16 protein-coding genes and 1 tRNA gene are annotated in these 16,975 nt (G+C 69.2%); 14 read left to right on the top strand and 3 right to left on the bottom strand.

Going from position 1 to position 16,975, the window contains the following annotated elements:
* Positions 1 to 9 precede the first annotated feature (9 nt).
* From MPLG2_RS18160 to MPLG2_RS00180, 3 genes are all read left to right on the top strand, one after another.
* The gene (locus tag MPLG2_RS18160; protein ID WP_158680724.1) at positions 10 to 867 is read left to right on the top strand and encodes a hypothetical protein; all 858 of its coding nucleotides are present in this window, start codon (positions 10 to 12) and stop codon (positions 865 to 867) included.
* Between the two features lie 78 nt (positions 868 to 945).
* A complete protein-coding gene (locus tag MPLG2_RS00185) occupies positions 946 to 1,233 on the top strand; it encodes an ArsR/SmtB family transcription factor (RefSeq protein ID WP_105184394.1) in 288 nt (95 codons plus the stop codon).
* A complete protein-coding gene (locus MPLG2_RS00180; RefSeq protein WP_105184393.1) occupies positions 1,230 to 2,063 on the top strand; it encodes an SRPBCC domain-containing protein in 834 nt (277 codons plus the stop codon). Before MPLG2_RS00185 ends, MPLG2_RS00180 begins: the two co-directional genes overlap by 4 nt.
* Before the next feature lie 8 nt (positions 2,064 to 2,071).
* On the opposite strand, the gene MPLG2_RS00175 is transcribed toward MPLG2_RS00180, so the two are convergent.
* A tRNA-Gly gene (locus MPLG2_RS00175) sits at positions 2,072 to 2,142 on the bottom strand.
* Positions 2,143 to 2,277: 135 nt separating this feature from the next.
* Here MPLG2_RS00175 and MPLG2_RS00170 point away from each other — a divergent pair.
* From MPLG2_RS00170 to MPLG2_RS00160, 3 genes are all read left to right on the top strand, one after another.
* Positions 2,278 to 2,910: a DUF1707 SHOCT-like domain-containing protein gene (locus MPLG2_RS00170; protein WP_105184392.1), complete on the top strand. Its 633-nt coding sequence runs from the start codon at positions 2,278 to 2,280 to the stop codon at positions 2,908 to 2,910.
* A 64-nt stretch (positions 2,911 to 2,974) separates the two neighbouring features.
* Positions 2,975 to 3,463, top strand: a complete 489-nt coding sequence (locus MPLG2_RS00165; RefSeq protein ID WP_158680723.1) for a PH domain-containing protein — start codon at positions 2,975 to 2,977, stop codon at positions 3,461 to 3,463.
* Positions 3,460 to 4,974: a PH domain-containing protein gene (locus tag MPLG2_RS00160; RefSeq protein ID WP_105184390.1), complete on the top strand. Its 1,515-nt coding sequence runs from the start codon at positions 3,460 to 3,462 to the stop codon at positions 4,972 to 4,974. Before MPLG2_RS00165 ends, MPLG2_RS00160 begins: the two co-directional genes overlap by 4 nt.
* A 202-nt stretch (positions 4,975 to 5,176) precedes the next feature.
* Here MPLG2_RS00160 and galE read toward each other — a convergent pair whose 3' ends face one another.
* A complete protein-coding gene (gene galE / locus MPLG2_RS00155) occupies positions 5,177 to 6,145 on the bottom strand; it encodes a UDP-glucose 4-epimerase GalE (protein ID WP_105184389.1) in 969 nt (322 codons plus the stop codon).
* A gap of 191 nt (positions 6,146 to 6,336) precedes the next feature.
* Between galE and ppgK the strand changes: the two genes are divergently transcribed.
* From ppgK to MPLG2_RS00125, 6 genes are all read left to right on the top strand, one after another.
* Positions 6,337 to 7,098: a polyphosphate--glucose phosphotransferase gene (ppgK, locus tag MPLG2_RS00150; RefSeq protein WP_105184388.1), complete on the top strand. Its 762-nt coding sequence runs from the start codon at positions 6,337 to 6,339 to the stop codon at positions 7,096 to 7,098.
* 329 nt (positions 7,099 to 7,427) lie between these two features.
* Positions 7,428 to 8,378 carry a deoxyribose-phosphate aldolase gene (gene deoC / locus MPLG2_RS00145; RefSeq protein ID WP_105184387.1) on the top strand — a complete coding sequence of 317 codons (951 nt, stop codon included), beginning with the start codon at positions 7,428 to 7,430 and terminating at the stop codon, positions 8,376 to 8,378.
* Positions 8,379 to 8,396: 18 nt separating this feature from the next.
* Positions 8,397 to 9,827 (top strand): aldehyde dehydrogenase family protein, encoded by a 1,431-nt coding sequence (locus tag MPLG2_RS00140; RefSeq protein WP_105184386.1) that lies wholly within the window; start codon positions 8,397 to 8,399, stop codon positions 9,825 to 9,827.
* Positions 9,824 to 10,678 carry an aldehyde dehydrogenase family protein gene (locus MPLG2_RS00135; protein WP_105184385.1) on the top strand — a complete coding sequence of 285 codons (855 nt, stop codon included), beginning with the start codon at positions 9,824 to 9,826 and terminating at the stop codon, positions 10,676 to 10,678. Before MPLG2_RS00140 ends, MPLG2_RS00135 begins: the two co-directional genes overlap by 4 nt.
* 190 nt (positions 10,679 to 10,868) lie before the next feature.
* Positions 10,869 to 11,372 carry a SigE family RNA polymerase sigma factor gene (locus MPLG2_RS00130; protein ID WP_105184384.1) on the top strand — a complete coding sequence of 168 codons (504 nt, stop codon included), beginning with the start codon at positions 10,869 to 10,871 and terminating at the stop codon, positions 11,370 to 11,372.
* Positions 11,369 to 12,412, top strand: a complete 1,044-nt coding sequence (locus MPLG2_RS00125) for a hypothetical protein (RefSeq protein WP_105184383.1) — start codon at positions 11,369 to 11,371, stop codon at positions 12,410 to 12,412. The genes MPLG2_RS00130 and MPLG2_RS00125 overlap by 4 nt, the downstream gene beginning before the upstream one ends.
* 176 nt (positions 12,413 to 12,588) lie before the next feature.
* On the opposite strand, the gene argS is transcribed toward MPLG2_RS00125, so the two are convergent.
* Positions 12,589 to 14,223 (bottom strand): arginine--tRNA ligase, encoded by a 1,635-nt coding sequence (gene argS, locus MPLG2_RS00120; protein ID WP_105184382.1) that lies wholly within the window; start codon positions 14,221 to 14,223, stop codon positions 12,589 to 12,591.
* 188 nt (positions 14,224 to 14,411) lie between these two features.
* Here argS and MPLG2_RS00115 point away from each other — a divergent pair, with 188 nt between their 5' ends.
* Positions 14,412 to 16,139, top strand: a complete 1,728-nt coding sequence (locus MPLG2_RS00115) for a tyrosinase family protein (protein ID WP_105184381.1) — start codon at positions 14,412 to 14,414, stop codon at positions 16,137 to 16,139.
* A 4-nt stretch (positions 16,140 to 16,143) separates the two neighbouring features.
* On the top strand, positions 16,144 to 16,902 hold the full coding sequence (locus MPLG2_RS00110; protein ID WP_158680722.1) for a copper chaperone: 759 nt from the start codon (positions 16,144 to 16,146) through the stop codon (positions 16,900 to 16,902).
* Positions 16,903 to 16,975 lie beyond the last annotated feature (73 nt).

Raw genomic sequence — 16,975 nt, 5'->3', positions numbered from 1 at the left:
AGGAGGACGATGAGCTGGCCAGCACCAACCGGTGACCCGATCCGCCCCCAAGGGGACGGAGCGCAGCCGACCCCTGGGCAGGCGCCCGGCGACCAGCCGTCCGGAACGACCCCGCCGCCGCCGACCTGGGCGCAGGTTCAGCCGGGCGCCGGCTACCCGCCCCCGACCGTGCCCCTGCCGACTCAGCCGCTGCCCACCACGCCCATGCCGGCGCCGCTGACCCCGCCCGCCGAACAGCCGACCGGGGCCGTCGCGAGCGCGGCGGGTCCGGGGCACATCGATATGCTCAGCGCTCCGGCCGTTACCCCGCCCGGGTTGGCCAAGTTGAGCGAGAAGACCGGCCAACCCGTGCGGCCGTGGACGATCTGGGCCTCGGCGGTGCTGATGTTCGGCGGCGCGATCACCGTCACCGTGGGCCTGCTGCTCGCCATGTGGGTGATGGCCTCGCCCTGGGTCGAGGTGGCCGACGGCTGGACCAAAGACGACAAGTTCAACGAGGCCACCTGGCTGACCGCGCAGTTCCCGTCCGAACCCGCCAGCGGCTGGCGGGTGTTCTTCGCGATCGTCTGTTGCGTAATCGCGGTGGCCGTGGCCGGCACCGCAGCGGTGATCGGCTACTACGCGTTCGCCGGCTACGACTGGACGCGCATCGGCGGGCTGGTCGCGCTCGGGGTGTCGCTGCTGTCGCTGTTGCTCACCCCGATCGCGGCCGTCACGATCGGCTTCGTTGCACTCGGGGCCGCGGCGCTGTGGCTGCCGGCGACAAGGCCGTTCTTCGCCCGCTGGCAGGCCGTGCGGCACCCACAGACGGCCTACTCGCAGCCGATTCAGAACGTCTTCTACGGCCCGCTGCCGCGCTATCGCTGAACCGTCCTTTCGGCAATGGTTACCCTGCAGCAACGGTTGCTGTAGAGCAAGCGAACGACGTTACCGCTTGCCGACGAGGTGTTCGACGCACTGTGCGACCACACCAGGCGTCAGTTGTTGCGCGCGATCGGCGACGAGCCCGTTGCCGTAGGGGTGCTCGCCGAGCGCGTGGCCGTCGGCCGGCCGGCGGTGAGCAAGCACCTGAAGGTGCTGCAGTGCGCCGGGTTGGTCAGCCACCACAGCGTGGGCACCCGCAACCTGTACGCGCTCGCACCTGAGGGTTACGCGGTGGCGCAGCGCTGGTTCGCCGACACCTGGACGGCCGCGCTGACCGCCTTCGCCCGGCATCTCGAGCAGCAGAAATGACGCCGCTGCACCGGCAGATCGTGGTCGCCGCCACGGCAGGCCGCGCCTTCGCCGTGTTCACCACCGAGATCGGCCTGTGGTGGCCCCTGGAGCGGTTCAGCGTGGGCGGGGCGGGGTCGTCCGTCGAGTTCAAGAATGGACGGCTGGTAGAGACCGCGGCCGACGGCGACACCCACGAGTGGGGCGAGGTCACGGCCTGGGAACCGCCCGAACGGCTGGCGTTCTCCTGGCACCCCGGACGTCCCGATGAGCCGGCCTCGCACGTCGAGGTGACCTTCGTCGAGTTGGCGGACGGCACGACTTTGGTCACGCTCACCCACACTGGTTGGGAGCGGCTCGCCGAACCCGCGGCGGCCCGCGAGGAGTACCGCAACGGCTGGCCGTTGGTGATGGCGCGGCTCGGCGATGCGATCGGCACCGAGCCGGCCGCACCCACCGTGGCGGCGTGGTTCGCGCTGCGGCACACCTCGAATCTGACCCCTGAGCTCTCGGTCTTCGCCGATGACCGCTTCGCCGGCACGTGGCCTTTCTGCAGTGGCTCGACGGCCGTGGCTGGCTCGTGGCGGCCGGTCCGCTGGGCGATCAGGACGGTGCCGGGCTCACGGTGGCGCGGGTGCCGGGTGACAAGGTCGGCGAGTTGGTCGAGGCCGCCCACCAACAGGACGCGAGCGTCGCCGAAGGACTCTTCGACGTGCTGGTGCGGCCCTGGCAAGTCAGGTTCGCCACGCCCCAGGAGCGCTGACCCGATGGTTGAACTCGTCCAAGAGCCCGGCCGGACCGGTCGCGACAAGTCGTGCGGCACTGGGAGTCGAGGCGCTCAAGCCCCCTAGAAGATGAGAGCGGGCGACGGGAATCGAACCCGCATTCTCAGCTTGGGAAGCTGATGTTCTGCCATTGAACTACGCCCGCGAGGCGCGCTGACCGCCGTCAGTCTAGCGGGCGCGTCGTGGCCGACGCACAACGGCTCAGGGTGTCCCCCGCCTGTGCCCTGGAGACTCCTCGCCCGGGTGCCCATCGTCGCCGCACGGGGCTAGCGTCAGAACCATGAGTTACGCCGAACCGACCGACGTCGGGCCCGCCTACGGCGGCGACCTGGCCGTGAACGCGAGCGACAAGACCAAGGTGCTCACCCTGCTCGACGCCGCCCTGGCCGAAGGCCGCATCACCCCGGCCGAGCATGCCGAGCGCACGCAGGCCGCCAATCAGGCCCAGACCTTCGACGATCTGGTGCCGCTCACCCGTGACCTCGTGGTGGTTCCCGGTCCGGCCTTGACCCCGACCTGGTCGTCCGCACCGGTCGGCCCCGACACCGGCCCCGAGATGATCGTCGCCATCTTCAGCGGTGCGGCGCGCAAGGGCGTGTGGCAGCCGCGGCGCAATCTCAGCGTGCTGACCCTGTTCGGCGGGGCGGAACTCGACCTCACCCAGGCCGTCTTCACCGACAACGTGTGCGAGATCAACGTGTTCTGCCTGTTCGGCGGCATCGAGATCACGGTGCCCGACGGCACCACGGTGCGCAACGAGTGCATGGCGGTCTTCGGTGGCTCAGACACCAAGACCATGCCTCCCACGCCCGGCGCGCCCACCGTGATCGTCAAGGGCTTCATCGGGTTCGGCGGGGTCGAGGTGCGCGGCCTCAGCAAGAAGCAACGCAAGCGCCGCGACTGCGGCAGCTGAGCCGTCCCAGATGGACGCCCCCGCCCCGCTCGGCCGTGCGGGGTCGGCCCGTACGCTGAACGACATGGACGACCTGTTCGCGCCGCCGGCGGCCGGCTGGCGGCGCATCTCGCCCGCCTACGCCATGGTGCTGCGCGCACGCATGCTGATCGGTACCGCCCTTGTGATCGGCGTGGTGGCCACCGTGTTGTGGCATGCCGTCGACCCCCGCTGGGCGGGTGCCCTGATCGCCCTGGGCGTCGGCTACGCAGGGTGGCAGTGGTTCAGGCTCGGGCGTTGGGTGCGGGCCTGGGGCTACCTCGAACGTGACGGCGACCTGTACCTCAGCCATGGGCTCTGGTCGCGTGAGCTGATCGTCATTCCGTACGGCCGCATGCAGGCGGTGAAGGTCGAGAGCGGCCCGTTGACCCGCGCGCTCGGCCTGGCCAACGTCGAACTGGTCACGGCCAGCCTGCAATCGGGTGGCCGGGTGCCGGGACTGCCGCAACGTGACGCCGAAGCGCTGCGCGACCGGTTGATCGCCATCGGCATCGGCGATCAGGACGGCCTGTGAGCATTCCGCCGGGCTCGTTCTCAGGGCCGGTGCAGCCGCAGACCCTCGGCAGCGGTGAGCCGGGCCCTGCCGAGAACCGCGACGATCGGGCCTGGCCGCACGCGGGGTCGTCCAACGTACCGGTGGGAACCCCGCCGTCGGCCCCCGCGCTGGTCGAGAAGCCGCACCCGCTCACCCCGCTGGTGCGGGCCTGGGTGCTGGTGGTGGCCGTGGCCTGGACGATCGGCCGCGACCTGCTGGGTCGGCCCGAGGGGCTGCGCCTGCCGCCGCTGACCTGGGTGAGCGGTGGTGTCGGCGCAGTACTGGTGACGCTGTTGGTGGTCGCCTACCTCGACTGGCGGGCCACCTCGTTCGTGGTCGATCACGGCGAGTTGCGGCTCGAGCGGGGCGTGTTCACCAAGTCGTCCGAACGCATTCGGTTCGACCGCATTCAGTCGGTCGACATCACCGAACCCTTCGCGGCCCGACTGCTGGGCCTGGCCGAGGTGACCATCGACGTCGGCGCCGAGGGCGGCCACCGCATGCGGTACCTGTCGAGGGCGCGGGCGGCGGCCATGCGCGACTACCTGCTCGCCCGGGCGCACGGCCAACGGCCGGCCGAGGTGACCCGGCAGAGCACCACCGGGGTGCTCGACGACCTCGCCGCCGGCGACGAGGTGCTCGTGCGGGTGCCGTCGGGGCGGCTGGTGATCGGCGCCCTGCTCTCGCACGAGTTTCTGCTGCTCACGGTGCCCGCCTCGGTGATGATCGCGGTGGTGATCGCGCTCGACCCCCGCGGGCCGAGCGTGGTGCTCGGCAACCCCTGGCTGCTGCTCGGGGCCGCCCTGCCGGCGCTGGGCGGGCTGTGGAGTTTCGTGGTGCACCGGGTGATCGGCCAGTGGCACTACCAGTTCGTACGCAGCGGGCCGGGCCTCAAGATCACCCGCGGCCTGACCAGTCTGAGCAGCCAGTCGGTGCCCCGGCATCGCATTCAGTCGCTGCGCATCGCTCAGCCGCTGTGGTGGCGTCGGTTGGGCTACTACCGCGTCGACATGTCGGTGCTCGGCAACCACGGGCTGGCCCGAGACGAAGATCAGGCCGGGCGCACCAGCATTCTGCTGCCGATCGGCACCCGGGCCGAGGTCGACCGGGTGCTGCGCACGATCTGGCCGGGGCTCGACCTCGACGCCATCGCGATCACACCCAGCCCCCAGCGGGCCCGCTGGGTGCAGCCGCTGGCCCAGGGCTGGGTCGGCTGGGGCTGGGACGGCTCGGTGCTGGTCACCCGCATGGGTTGGCTGACCCGCACGCAGCACGTCGTGCCGCACGCCCGGGTGCAGTCGCTAGCCCTGCAGCAGGGCCCGCTGCTGCGCAAGTTGCGGCTGGCCTCGGTTGCCGTGCACACCACCCAGGCGCTGGCCGTGAACGCGGCCCTACACCTGGACGCCGACGCCGCCCGGGCGCTGCTGTTCGCCGAGGCGGAGCGGGCACGGAGCGGGAAACTGGACGGCTTGTTCAGCAGTGCCGAGTGAGCATGTCGCCGTCTGGTGTCGTGCCGCGCTTGCAGAGGTAGCTGGCGTTCGCGGCCGTCCGGTTGGGAGATCCCGGCGTTCGCCCGGATGACGTAGGAGTGCTGGCGTCCCCGTCCAGTTGTGAGATCCCGGCGTGCGCCGGGATGACGGAGGGTCCGTCACAGTGACAATCCCGTTCGCCGGTTTGAAGAAAGTCCCGGCCTCAGCTGTGGGCGGTGCGGGCACTCCACGCGCTGGCGACCATCTCGTCGACGGTGTGCCGCATCTGCCAGTCGAGGTCGGCGGCCGCCGCGGTGCCGTCCGCGACGATTCGGGCGGGGTCACCCGCACGGCGCGGACCCACCTCAGGGGTGAAGTCGACACCGGTGACGCGACGCATGGCGTCCATGATCTGCAGCACGCTAAGCCCTTCCCCGCTGCCCAGGTTGTAGGCGGGCAGCAGTTCGCGACCGGCCTCGAGCGCCTGGGCGGCCGCCACGTGCGAGATCGCGAGGTCGCCCACGTGCACGTAGTCGCGCACGCACGAGCCGTCGGGGGTGGCGTAGTCGGTGCCGTTCACCTGCGGCGTCCGGCCCTCGATCAGCGCCTCGATGACGATCGGAAACAGGTTGTGCGGACTGATGTCGTACACCTCGTCGGTGGCCGAGCCGACCACGTTGAAGTAGCGCAGGGCGACGCTCGAGAACTCGGGCCAGGCGCGTGCCACGTCACTCATCAGCCACTCGCCCACCAGCTTGCTCTCGCCGTAGGGCGATTCGGGGTGGGTCGGCGAGTCTTCGGTGACCAGTTCGGTGGACGGCGTGCCGTACACCGCCGCGCTGGAGCTGAACACCAGCTTGTTCACGCCGGCCCGGTGCATGGCGTCGAGCACCTTCACCATGCCCGTGACGTTCTGGGTGTAGGTGTGCAGCGGCCGCTTGACCGACACGCCCGCGTACTTGAAGCCGGCGACGTGCACCACGCCGGTGCAGTTGAACCGATCGAGGGTGTCGGTGAGCAGGTCGACGTCGAGAATGTCGCCCTGCACCAGGGTGACCTCGGGCGGCACGAAGGCCGCCCGTCCGGTCGACAGATCGTCGACCACCACGGGCGTGATGCCCACGGAACTGAACGCGCGCACCACGTGCGCGCCGATGTAGCCGGCGCCGCCGGTGACCAACCAGGTACTCACGCACCCAGTCTGTCGGCAGCCACGGCCGCCCGCCACTCGCGAACACCGGTGAGCCTGAACCTCTGCGCAGTTCCTGCCCGCAGCGTGCCACAGACGTCAACGGCCGCTGAGTCAGGAGCCGGACGAAGCAGCCGTCCGTGACGCAGGCCAACACGAGCGCCGCGGGGGGACGGGCCACTAATGTGTGCGCCATGACACGCAACGTCGCGCTCGGCATCGACATCGGCGGATCAGGCATCAAAGGCGCCCTGGTCGACCTCGACGCGGGCGACTTCGCCTCTGATCGCCTGCGCATCGAGACACCGCAAGAGTCGACTCCGGCCAATGTGGCCGCAGTGGTCGGCGAGATCGTGACCAACTTCGCCGACGAACTCGGCGACGGCCCCATCGGGCTCACCATTCCGGCGATCGTGCAGCACGGGGTGACGTTGTCGGCGGCGAACATTCACCCGTCGTGGGTGAACTGCCCCGCGCAGCAGATCTTCGCCGACGCACTCGGCCGCGACGTGGTTCTGGTCAACGACGCCGACGCCGCCGGCGTGGCCGAGGTGAAGTTCGGCGCGGCCCGCGGCAACCCCGGCCTGGTGATCGTCACCACGCTGGGCACCGGCATCGGGTCGGCGATCATTTACCGCGGGGTGCTGGTGCCCAACTCAGAACTCGGTCATCTCGAGATCGACGGCTACGACGCCGAGAAGCGGGCGGCCGCCAGCATTCGCACCAAAGAGGGCCTGAGCTGGGACGAGTACGTGCCCCGGTTGCAGCGCTACTACGAGACCGTGGAGTTCCTGTTTTCGCCCGACCTGCTGGTGGTCGGCGGCGGCGTGAGCAAGAAGGCAGACAAGTTCTTGCCCAAGCTGAAACTGCGCACCCCCATCGTGCCCGCCGAACTGCAGAACCGCGCCGGCATCATCGGCGCCGCGGTGCTGGCGGTCGACGAGAGCGGCCACTGACCGCCTTCACGTCATCCCGATCGCCCTCACGTCATCCCGATCGCCTTCACGTCATCCCGGCGAACGCCGGGATCTCCTGACTCGACCAGCAGAAATCCGGAGTGTCGAGCGGTGTTCTCAGCGGTCTCCTGAAGCCCGACGGCCGACGGATGTTGGGGACGGTTCCCAACTACCGCCAGGCGGGTGCTTGGTGGGGAGATCCCGGCGTTCGCTGGGATGACGGGGGACGGTCGCGATGACGAGCGCAGATCTCCCGGCGTTCGCCGGGACGACGAGAGGCTCGAGACTGCGGTGCCGGCGGATCTGGCGGCGCTCACTATGCTGACCCGGTGAGCACGACAACGCAGTCAACGCTGGCCGACGTGACGGCCTCGGACGCCACGCTGCGCCGCTTTCTGCACGGCCTGCCGGGCGTCGATCAGGTCGGCGCCGACCAGCGCGCGGCTGGTCTCGGCAGCCGCTCGATCAAGACCAGCAGCAAGAAATGGGCGCTCGACCTGGCGATCTCGATGGTCGATCTGACCACGCTCGAAGGCATGGACACCCCCGGCAAGGTGCGCGCCCTGTGCAGCAAGGCGATGCGTCCCGATCCGGCCGACCCGTCGTGCCCGCACACCGCCGCCGTCTGCGTCTACGGCGACATGGTCGGCATCGCCAAGTCCGCTGTGCAGGGCTCCCCCGTGCACGTGGCCGCAGTGGCCACCGCGTTTCCGTCCGGACGCGCCTCGCGCACGGTTCGCCTCGAAGACACCAGGGAGGCGTCCGCCGCCGGCGCCGACGAGATCGACATGGTGATCGACCGCGGAGCCTTTCTGGCCGGCCGTTACCTGGAGGTGTTCGACGACATCGTGGCGGTGCGCGAGGCGTGCGGCGACGCGCACCTGAAGGTGATCTTCGAGACCGGCGAGCTGCAGACCTACGACAACGTGCGCCGGGCGTCCTGGCTGGCGATGCTGGCGGGCGCGCACTTCATCAAGACCTCCACCGGCAAGATTCAACCCGCCGCCACGCTGCCGGTCACCTACCTGATGGTGCAGGCCGTCCGCGACTTTCGTGAGGCGACCGGCCAGATGGTCGGCGTCAAACCCGCCGGCGGCATTCGCAGCGCCAAGGACGCCATCAAGTACCTGGTGATGGTCAACGAGGTGGCCGGCCCCGACTGGCTGAACCCCGACTGGTTCAGGTTCGGCGCCTCGACGCTGCTCAACGACCTGCTGATGCAGCGCACCAAGATGGCCACCGGACGGTACTCCGGGCCCGACTACTTCACCCTCGACTGAGAGCTGGGGACTGAGCAGATGAGCACCACGTTCGAGTACGCGCCGGCGCCCGAGTCGCGCGCGATCGTCGACATCAAGCCCAGCTACGGGCTGTTCATCGACGGTGACTTCGTCGACGGTCATGGCGAGGGCTTCACGACCATCAACCCGGCCACCGAAGAGGTCCTGGCCGAGATCTCCGAGGCCACGGACGCCGACGTCGACCTCGCCGTGCACGCCGCCCGCAAGGCCTTTCGCAGCTGGTCGCGCATCAGCGGCGCCGAGCGCGGTAAGTACCTGTTTCGCATCGCCCGCATCATCGCCGAGCGCTCGCGTGAGCTGGCGGTGCTCGAGTCGATCGACAACGGCAAGCCGATCAAAGAGTCGCGCGACGTCGACGTGCCGACGGTCGCCGCGCACTTCTTCTACTACGCCGGCTGGGCCGACAAGCTCGAACACGCGGGTTTCGGGCCCGACCCGAAGCCGCTGGGCGTGGCCGGGCAGGTGATTCCGTGGAACTTTCCGCTGCTGATGCTGGCCTGGAAGATCGCCCCCGCGCTGGCCTGCGGCAACACAGTGGTGCTGAAGCCGGCCGAGACCACCCCCCTGACCGCCCTGCTCTTCGCCGAGATCTGCCAGCAGGCCGACCTGCCGCCCGGCGTGGTGAACATCGTCACCGGCGCGGGGGGCACCGGACGGGCCGTGGTCGCCCACCCGGACGTCGACAAGGTGGCCTTCACCGGTTCGACCGAGGTGGGCAAGGCGATCGCCCGCACCGTCGCGGGCAGTCACAAGAAGGTCACCCTCGAACTGGGCGGCAAGGCGGCCAACATCGTGTTCGACGACGCCCCTCTCGACCAGGCCGTCGAGGGCATCGTGAACGGCATCTTTTTCAACCAGGGCCACGTCTGCTGCGCCGGTTCGCGGCTGCTGGTGCAAGAGTCGGTAGCCGACGAGGTGTTGGCCAAGTTGAAGACCCGCATGGCCACCCTGCGGGTAGGTGACCCGCTCGACAAGAACACCGACATCGGGGCGATCAACTCCGCCGAGCAGTTGGCCAAGATTCGTGCGCTGTCAGATATCGGCGAGGCCGAGGGTGCCGGACGCTGGTCGCCCGCCTGTGACCTGCCCGACAAGGGCTTCTGGTTCGCCCCGACGATCTTCACCGGGGTGTCGCAGGCGCATCGCATTGCGCGAGAGGAGATCTTCGGGCCGGTGCTGTCGGTGCTGGCGTTTCGCACGCCGTCCGAAGCGGTCGAGAAGGCCAACAACACCCCGTTCGGGCTGTCGGCCGGCGTCTGGACCGAGAAGGGCTCGCGCATTCTGTGGATGGCGTCGCAGCTTCGCGCCGGCGTGGTGTGGAGCAACACGTTCAACCGCTTCGACCCGACCAGCCCGTTCGGTGGCTACAAAGAGTCGGGGTACGGCCGCGAGGGCGGCCGGCATGGGCTGGAAGGGTACCTGCAGTGAGCCGCACCGACGTCCGCAAGACCTACAAGCTGTACATCGGCGGGGCCTTTCCGCGGTCGGAATCGGGCCGCACCTACCTGGTCAACGATGCCTCGGGACGGCTGCTGGCGAACGCGGCAAAGGCGTCCAGAAAGGACGCCCGCGACGCGGTGGTGGCGGCCCGCAAGGCGTTCGGCGGCTGGTCGGGGCGCACGGCCTACAACCGCGGCCAGGTGGTGTACCGGGTGGCCGAGGTGCTCGAGTCACGCCGCGCCCAGTTCGAGGCTGAGCTGGCGGCCGGTGGGTCGTCGGGCGCCGAGGCGCGCGCCGAGGTGGACGCCGCGATCGACCGGCTGGTCTGGTACGCGGGCTGGAGCGACAAGATCGCCCAGGTCGACGGATCGGCCAACCCCGTAGCGGGGCCGTACTTCAACCTGAGCTCACCCGAGCCGGCCGGGGTGGTGGCGGTGATCGCGCCGGCCTCGGCGCTGTTGGGCCTGGTATCGGTGGTGGCCCCGCTGATCGCGGCGGGCAACACCTGCGTGGTGATCGCGTCAGAGGTGGTGCCTTTGGTGGCGATCACGTTCGCCGAAGTGCTGGCCACCTCTGACGTGCCGGGCGGTGTGGTGAACATTCTCACCGGCGAGGTGGCCGAGATCGCGCCCTGGCTCGCGTCGCACATGGACGTCAACGGGCTCGATCTGACCGGCGTGACCGACGCCGACTTGGCCCGCGATCTCGAGGTGGCGGCGGCCGACAACCTGAAGCTCGTCCGGCGCGCCGGGGTCGAGAACCTGGACGATTCCCCCGCGCTGGACCGCATGACCCGCTTCATGGAGATCAAGACGGTCTGGCACCCGATGGGCCGCTGATCCGCCCTTCGTCATCCCGGCGAACGCCGGGATCTCCAAACTCGGCCACCCCGTCATCCCGGCGAACGCCGGGATCTCCAAACTGGGCGGCAGCAGAACAGATCCCGACGTGCCTCGCCATGACGCAAGTGCGGCAACCATTCGCGCTCCTTTGGCGTAGGGGGAGGATGAACGAGCGAAGGGGGCGTCGATGGTCGGCAGGTCGGGGCGGCAGGCGGAGTTCACGAGCTTCGTCCAGTCGTCGGCGCGCTACCTGAGCCGCACCGCGTACCTGCTTACCGGCAGCCAAGAACGCGCGGACGACCTGGTGCAAGAGACCCTGACCCGCACCTACGCCGCCTGGCACCGGGTGCGGCCGCACGAGGCGATCGGCTATGCCCGCCGGGTGTTGGTGAACCTGTCCATCGATACTCACCGACGTCGCGAGCCAGTGCCCGTGGAGTGGTCCGAACGGGCCGACACGCACGATGCTCACGCCCGCTCGGACGACGCCGACGAGGTGGCCCGCATGCTCGCCACGCTCACACCCAAACAGCGCCGCATCGTGGTGCTGCGCTACTTCGACGACCTCACCGAGGCCCAGACCGCCGAATGCCTGGGCATCAGCGTGGGAACGGTCAAGTCGGCCTGCTCACGTGCATTCGCGAGTCTGCGCGAGCAGTACGCCCCCATCACGAACGGAGACCAGTCATGAACGCACTCGAAGAGAAGCTGCGCAGCGGCTTGACCGAACTGGCCGACGAGGCGAGCGTGAACGTCCGGGCCGACGATCTGGTCGGCACGCTGACCCTGCTCGACCGACAGCACCGCAATAGGCGCTTGCTCGCCGGGGTCGCGGCGGCGACCTTGGCGGGCGTGGTCGGCTGGGCCGCACTGACGCCACATACGATCACCGTTTCACCTGCGGCCCCGGCTGCTGCGCCATCGTCGATCGGACAGCTCACCAGCCAGTACTTCAGGTTCCAGATCCAGAACCCGCAAACGGTCAACTACATCGTGGGCGTCGACCTGCGCTCGGACGGGTCGCGGCTCTTCGTCAACACCACGAGCGAACTCGAGTACGGCGGCGACCGGCAGACCGGTGAACTCTCAGGACCCGTCGGCAGCTACTTCTCGGGCAAACTACCGGGCAACTTGTTCGTTGTGATCATTCCCGACCTGGTGACCGACTACGCATCCGATCTGGGTGACGAAGGGCGCCACCCCACCTATCTCGACGGGCAGCTGCGAACCTTGACCAACGAGGGGTTCAGCATGGTCGTCTTTCGTTGGGAGCCAAGCGACGGATCGGCGCCTCACTACTTCTGGCTCGGCTCCGACGGAGTCGTCCGCGATGACAGCAGCACGAGCATGCAAACCCTGGCCCTGACCGTCGGCGATCACCAGTTGCGCCTGTTTCAGAGGCCAGGCGACAGCCGCTGGGGCACCTTCCCCTCAGACGTGATCGACGTCTGGCGCACCGTCGACCCCGACCGCGCCGAGGTGCGGGTGATGGGCTTCACCGGCGACATGTCGGTCGGACGGTTGCCCGCAGGCGCAACCGACGTGAAAGTCGTTCCACGGGGCGACGCCAGTTGGACCGTCGGCCGCCAGGCGGACGGCCGGGCGTGGTACATGGTGCGGTCCAACGCGGAATACACGGGCAGTTCGTCGACCGACTCACTAGTCAAGTCGATCAGCTACACCGACGCCGACGGCAAGAGAGTGACCTACACGCCGACGCTGCGCCACTGACGTCACGCTGGTTGAACTTGTCGAAACCGACGGCTCCTTGGTGCCCCCGAGATCCCGGGGCAAGCCCGGGATGACGGCCGAGCGACTGCGTTCATCCAAGCCGCCCCGTCATTCCGGCGAACGCCGGAATCTCTCGTCCGGCACCTGGTGGGCACGAAAGCGACGTGACCGAGAGCTCACATGCGGTCGGGCGCCACGATGCCCAGCAGATCGAGACCCTTGCCGAGCACCGTCCGTGTGGCGGCGCAGATCGCCAACCTTGACGTGCGCACCTCGCCCTCGCTCTTCAGCACCGGGCACTGCTCGTAGAAACTGCTCAGTGCGGTGGCGGTGTCGAACAGGTAGGTGCATAGCTTGTGCGGCTGCAGGCTCACCGACACCTCGGCAACCACCTCGCCGAAGCGCGACAGCAGCAGCGCCAGAGTCTGCTCGGCGGGTTCGTCCAGCACGGTCACCGCGGTGGGCAACCACCCCTCGGCCTCAGCCTTGCGCAGAATGCCGCTCACTCGGGCGTGGGCGTACTGCAGGTATGGGCCGGTGTTGCCCGTCGTGGCGGTCATGCGTTCGGCGTCGAACACGTAGTCCTTGTGCAGCGACGTCGACAGGTCGGCGTACTTCACCGCAGCCATCGCGATCTCGGGCGCGGCCACCTCTTCGGCCAGGTCGAGCAGCGTGTCGAGGGTGACGGTCTTGCCGTCGCGGGTCTTGAACATCTTGCCGTCCGGGCCGAGCACCGAACCGAACCCGACGTGCTCGAGCACACCGTCGACCGGCACCCAGCCGGCCATGCGGGCCACGGCGAACACCTGCGAGAAGTGGTGCGCTTGCGGCGAGCCGACCACATAGATGATGCGCTGCGCATGCAGCTCGTCGAACCGGTAACGGACGGCGGCCAGGTCGGTGGCCGCGTAGCCGAAGCCGCCGTCGGTCTTGCGCACGATCAGTGGCGCGTCGTCGCCCGGCACGAACACCACCAGCGCACCGTCGTCGACCACGGCGATGCCGGACGCCGCCAGGTCGGCGGCCACCCCGGCGAGCATGTCGTTGTAGAGCGACTCGCCGGCCAGGTCGTCGTCGGTGAGCAGCACTCCGAGCCGCGCGTAGGCGGTGTTGAAGCCGACCTTGCTCACCTCGATCAGCGAGCGCCAGATCGCCAGCGTCTGCTCGTCGCCGCCCTGCAGCGCCACCACACGGCGACGGGCGGCGTCGGCGAACTGCTCGTCGCTGCGAAAGTGCTCCTGAGCGCGGCGGTACAGCGCCACCGACGAGGCGAGGTCGAGGTCGTCGGCGTTGATGCCCTCGCAGATGATCTGCTCGACCAGCATGCCGAACTGGGTGCCCCAGTCGCCGATGTGGTTCTGGGCGATGACGGTGTGGCCCTGGGCGCGCAGCACCCGGGCGAAGCAGTCACCGATGATGGTGGAGCGCAGGTTGCCGACGTGCATCGGCTTGGCCACGTTGGGTGCCGAGTAATCGATCACCACCCGCTGGGGGTGGTCAGCCTGCTCGATCACGCCGCTGGGGTCGGTGAGAATGCCGGTGACGACTTGCGCCAGCACCTCGTTGCGCAGCCGAATGTTGATGAATCCGGGCCCGGCGATCTCGAGCGGTTCGCACAGATCGGCGACGTCCACCTCGTCGACGATGCGCTGCGCCACCTCGCGCGGCGGACGTCCCTCGGCCTTGGCCAGCCGCAGCGCCACGTTGCTCTGAAAGTGCCCGAACTGCGGCTTCGTGGCCGGACGGAGTTCGGGGTCGACCCCGGTGACGGATTCGAAGCGTTCGTTCAGCAGCGCAGGCAGGGAAAGCACGAGGAATATCCTCCCACGCACGCACCGGTGCTCCCGACCGTCGGCCAGCCCATGACCCGGGGAGCAGAGACCCGGGCGGTCGTCGTCCCGGCGGATGCCGGGATCTGGCACCTCAACCGGTAGCACAACTACCCCTGTCGCACTGGCATCTGGGCTTGGCACGATCGGACGAACACCCGGGAGGCCCCATGTTGACGTCACAACTGTTCGCCGGCGATGACCTGCTGCAGCGCATCGCCGACGGATCACCCGAACGCATCTCGCGATTTCAGAACTCCACCGCGCCGGCCGTGCTCAAGGTGCAGCAGGCGTTGCTGATCTGGGACGCCGCCGCCCTGCCCCTGCACGGCGCGGACGGCACGTACGGGTCAGAGACCGCGTCGGCGGTCGTGCGGTTCAAGGTCACCGAACTGCTGGCGCCGCCCGATCAGTTGGTCGACGACGTGGGCCCCCGAACGGTGCTGCGTCTCGACGAGATCGCCAAGGCAGCAGAGCCCGCACCCACACCCGTCGAACCGACCGCCTTCGTGCGTCAGGACGTCTACGACCTGCAGCCTGACGGCGCCCCGCTGCACCCGATCATCGCCGCCTATGCCGTGGCCGTGCGCGAGTTGAAGCGCAACGCCGGCCCGCAGCACCGGCTGTGGAGCTTCCACACCCAGGTGCACGGCATGAGCCCCGACCCATTGGACGGTCTGCGCAACCAGTGCCAGCACTTCTGCTGGTACTTCCTGCCCTGGCATCGCATGTACCTGCACAGCTTCGAGGCGATCTGCCGCTCGATCATCGCCGAGTCCGACGAGGTCGACGACGACACCAAGGCCACCTGGGCGCTGCCCTACTGGGACTACGACCGCGACGGCACCCGCGAACTACCACCGGTGTTTCGCGAGCCGACGCTGAATGGCGCACCCAACCCGCTGTTCGAGCCGTTCCGTAACCCGGGGCTCAACTCCCCCGTGCTGTTCCAGGGCGAGGCCGCCCCGCGGTTGGCGCGCCTGGTGCCGGCCCAGACCACGGCGCGCGGGTGGTTCTTCGCGACCCCCTATTCCGACAGGTTCGTGCCCGCGTTCGGCGGAACCGAGACCGGCTTCAACCACGGCAACGCTCCGGGTGCGACGCCCGGCCCGCTCGAGATCACCCCCCACGGCTCGGTGCATGTGTTCGTCGGCGGCCGCATGAACGACTTCAACCAAGCGGCGGGCGACCCGATCTTCTGGCTGCACCACTGCAACCTCGACCGGCTGTGGGAGGTGTGGCGCACGTCCACGGGGTTGGGGCTCGACCCGCGCGGCAGCCGGTTCGTCGACCAGACCTTCGAGTTTCTGGACGCCGCCGGCGCCCGCATTGAGCCCACCTGTGGCAGCGTGTTGAACGTCGCCAACCTCGGCTACAGCTACGCCGACACCTCGATTCCCGCCTCGGCGGGTGCTGGAGGCCCGATGGACGATCCGAACCGCGGCCCGCAGCGGCCGCCCGACAAGCGCAACGCGCCCCGAAGGGTCGGGGCCGTCGACGAGCCCGTCCGGCTGCAGAGCGGCGCGCGCGACGTGGAGTTCAGCACCGACGCCCCCGCCACCCGCGGCGACGAGCGGTTTCTGGTGGCCGTCGAGCACATCAGCGCCGACGACCTGCCCAAGGCCGAATGGGGCGTGTTCCTGCAGCCCACCTCGGGTGACCCGGTGCTGGTGGGCACCCTGCCGCTGTTCGGCCTGCGCGAGTCGAATCAGCCCGATGCCGACCACGAGTTGAGCTACGTGTTCGACATCACGGCCCTGGTGCATGTGCTGGACGCCGAGGGACGGTGGGACGCCGACCGTTTCCGCGCCAAGCTCGCACAGGTCAACGCCGTGCCCGTCAACGGCGAACCCGAGCCCGAGGTGGTCATCGGCACCATCGCGCTGCTGGTTCAGTGACCCGATGACCGCGTCCGTCGCCGACAAGCGACCCCGATCGGTGCCGACACGCGACGTTGGTGCTGTGGCGCTGACGAGCGGTCGTTTGTCGGCGTGGCGCCGTAACCACCCGGAATGGCTGGCTCTGCTGATCGCCGCCGGTGCCTGGGTGTTGTTGGGCGGGCTGCTCTCGGCAACCGCGGGTCACCATCACGGCGGGCAGGCGGGCTCGTACGACCAGCACCTGGTGATGTGGGTGGCGATGGTGCCGGCCATGATGTTGCCGACGACGCTGCCGCACCTGCGCTACGTCGGCTTCGCGACGCAGGAAGCACGCACCCAACGGTCGGTTCTGCTGTTCTCGCTCGGCTACGGCGCGGTGTGGTTGCTGCTCGGGCTGGTGGTGGCCGCCGTCCCTCAGCCGCTGACGGGCTGGCCGTTGGCGCTGGTGGTGGCGGCCGCCGGCGGCTGGGAACTCAGCCGGGTCAAGGGCCGGGCGCTGAAGCGGTGCTGTCGCACCTGGCCCGTGCGCTACACCGGCCCGGCTGCGGACGCCTCGGCGGTCGAGTTCGGCCTGCGCCACGGCGCTGCGTGTCAGCTGGTCGGGGGGCCGGCCATGATCGCCCTGATGCTGGCCGGTCACCCGTGGTGGGCCGCGGTGACGCTGTTCGCGGTGATGCTGGGCCAGAAGCTGATCACCGCACCGCAGCGGTGGAGCGTGGCGGTGGCATTGGGCTTCGCCGCTGTGGCCGTGGCCGTTGCGGGCACGGCCGTCTTCGACTGACGCGGCTGCGGGCCGTCCGGCACCGTCATGGGCGTGGCTCGTGGTTGCTGCCGCGGCGGACTAGGGTCGAACC

It is taken from the genome of Micropruina glycogenica (genome assembly GCF_900289045.1).
In the GTDB taxonomy this organism is placed as follows: domain Bacteria; phylum Actinomycetota; class Actinomycetes; order Propionibacteriales; family Propionibacteriaceae; genus Micropruina; species Micropruina glycogenica.
Note: the sequence above shows the minus strand (reverse complement) of the source record. Positions and strands in the feature narration are given on the sequence as shown.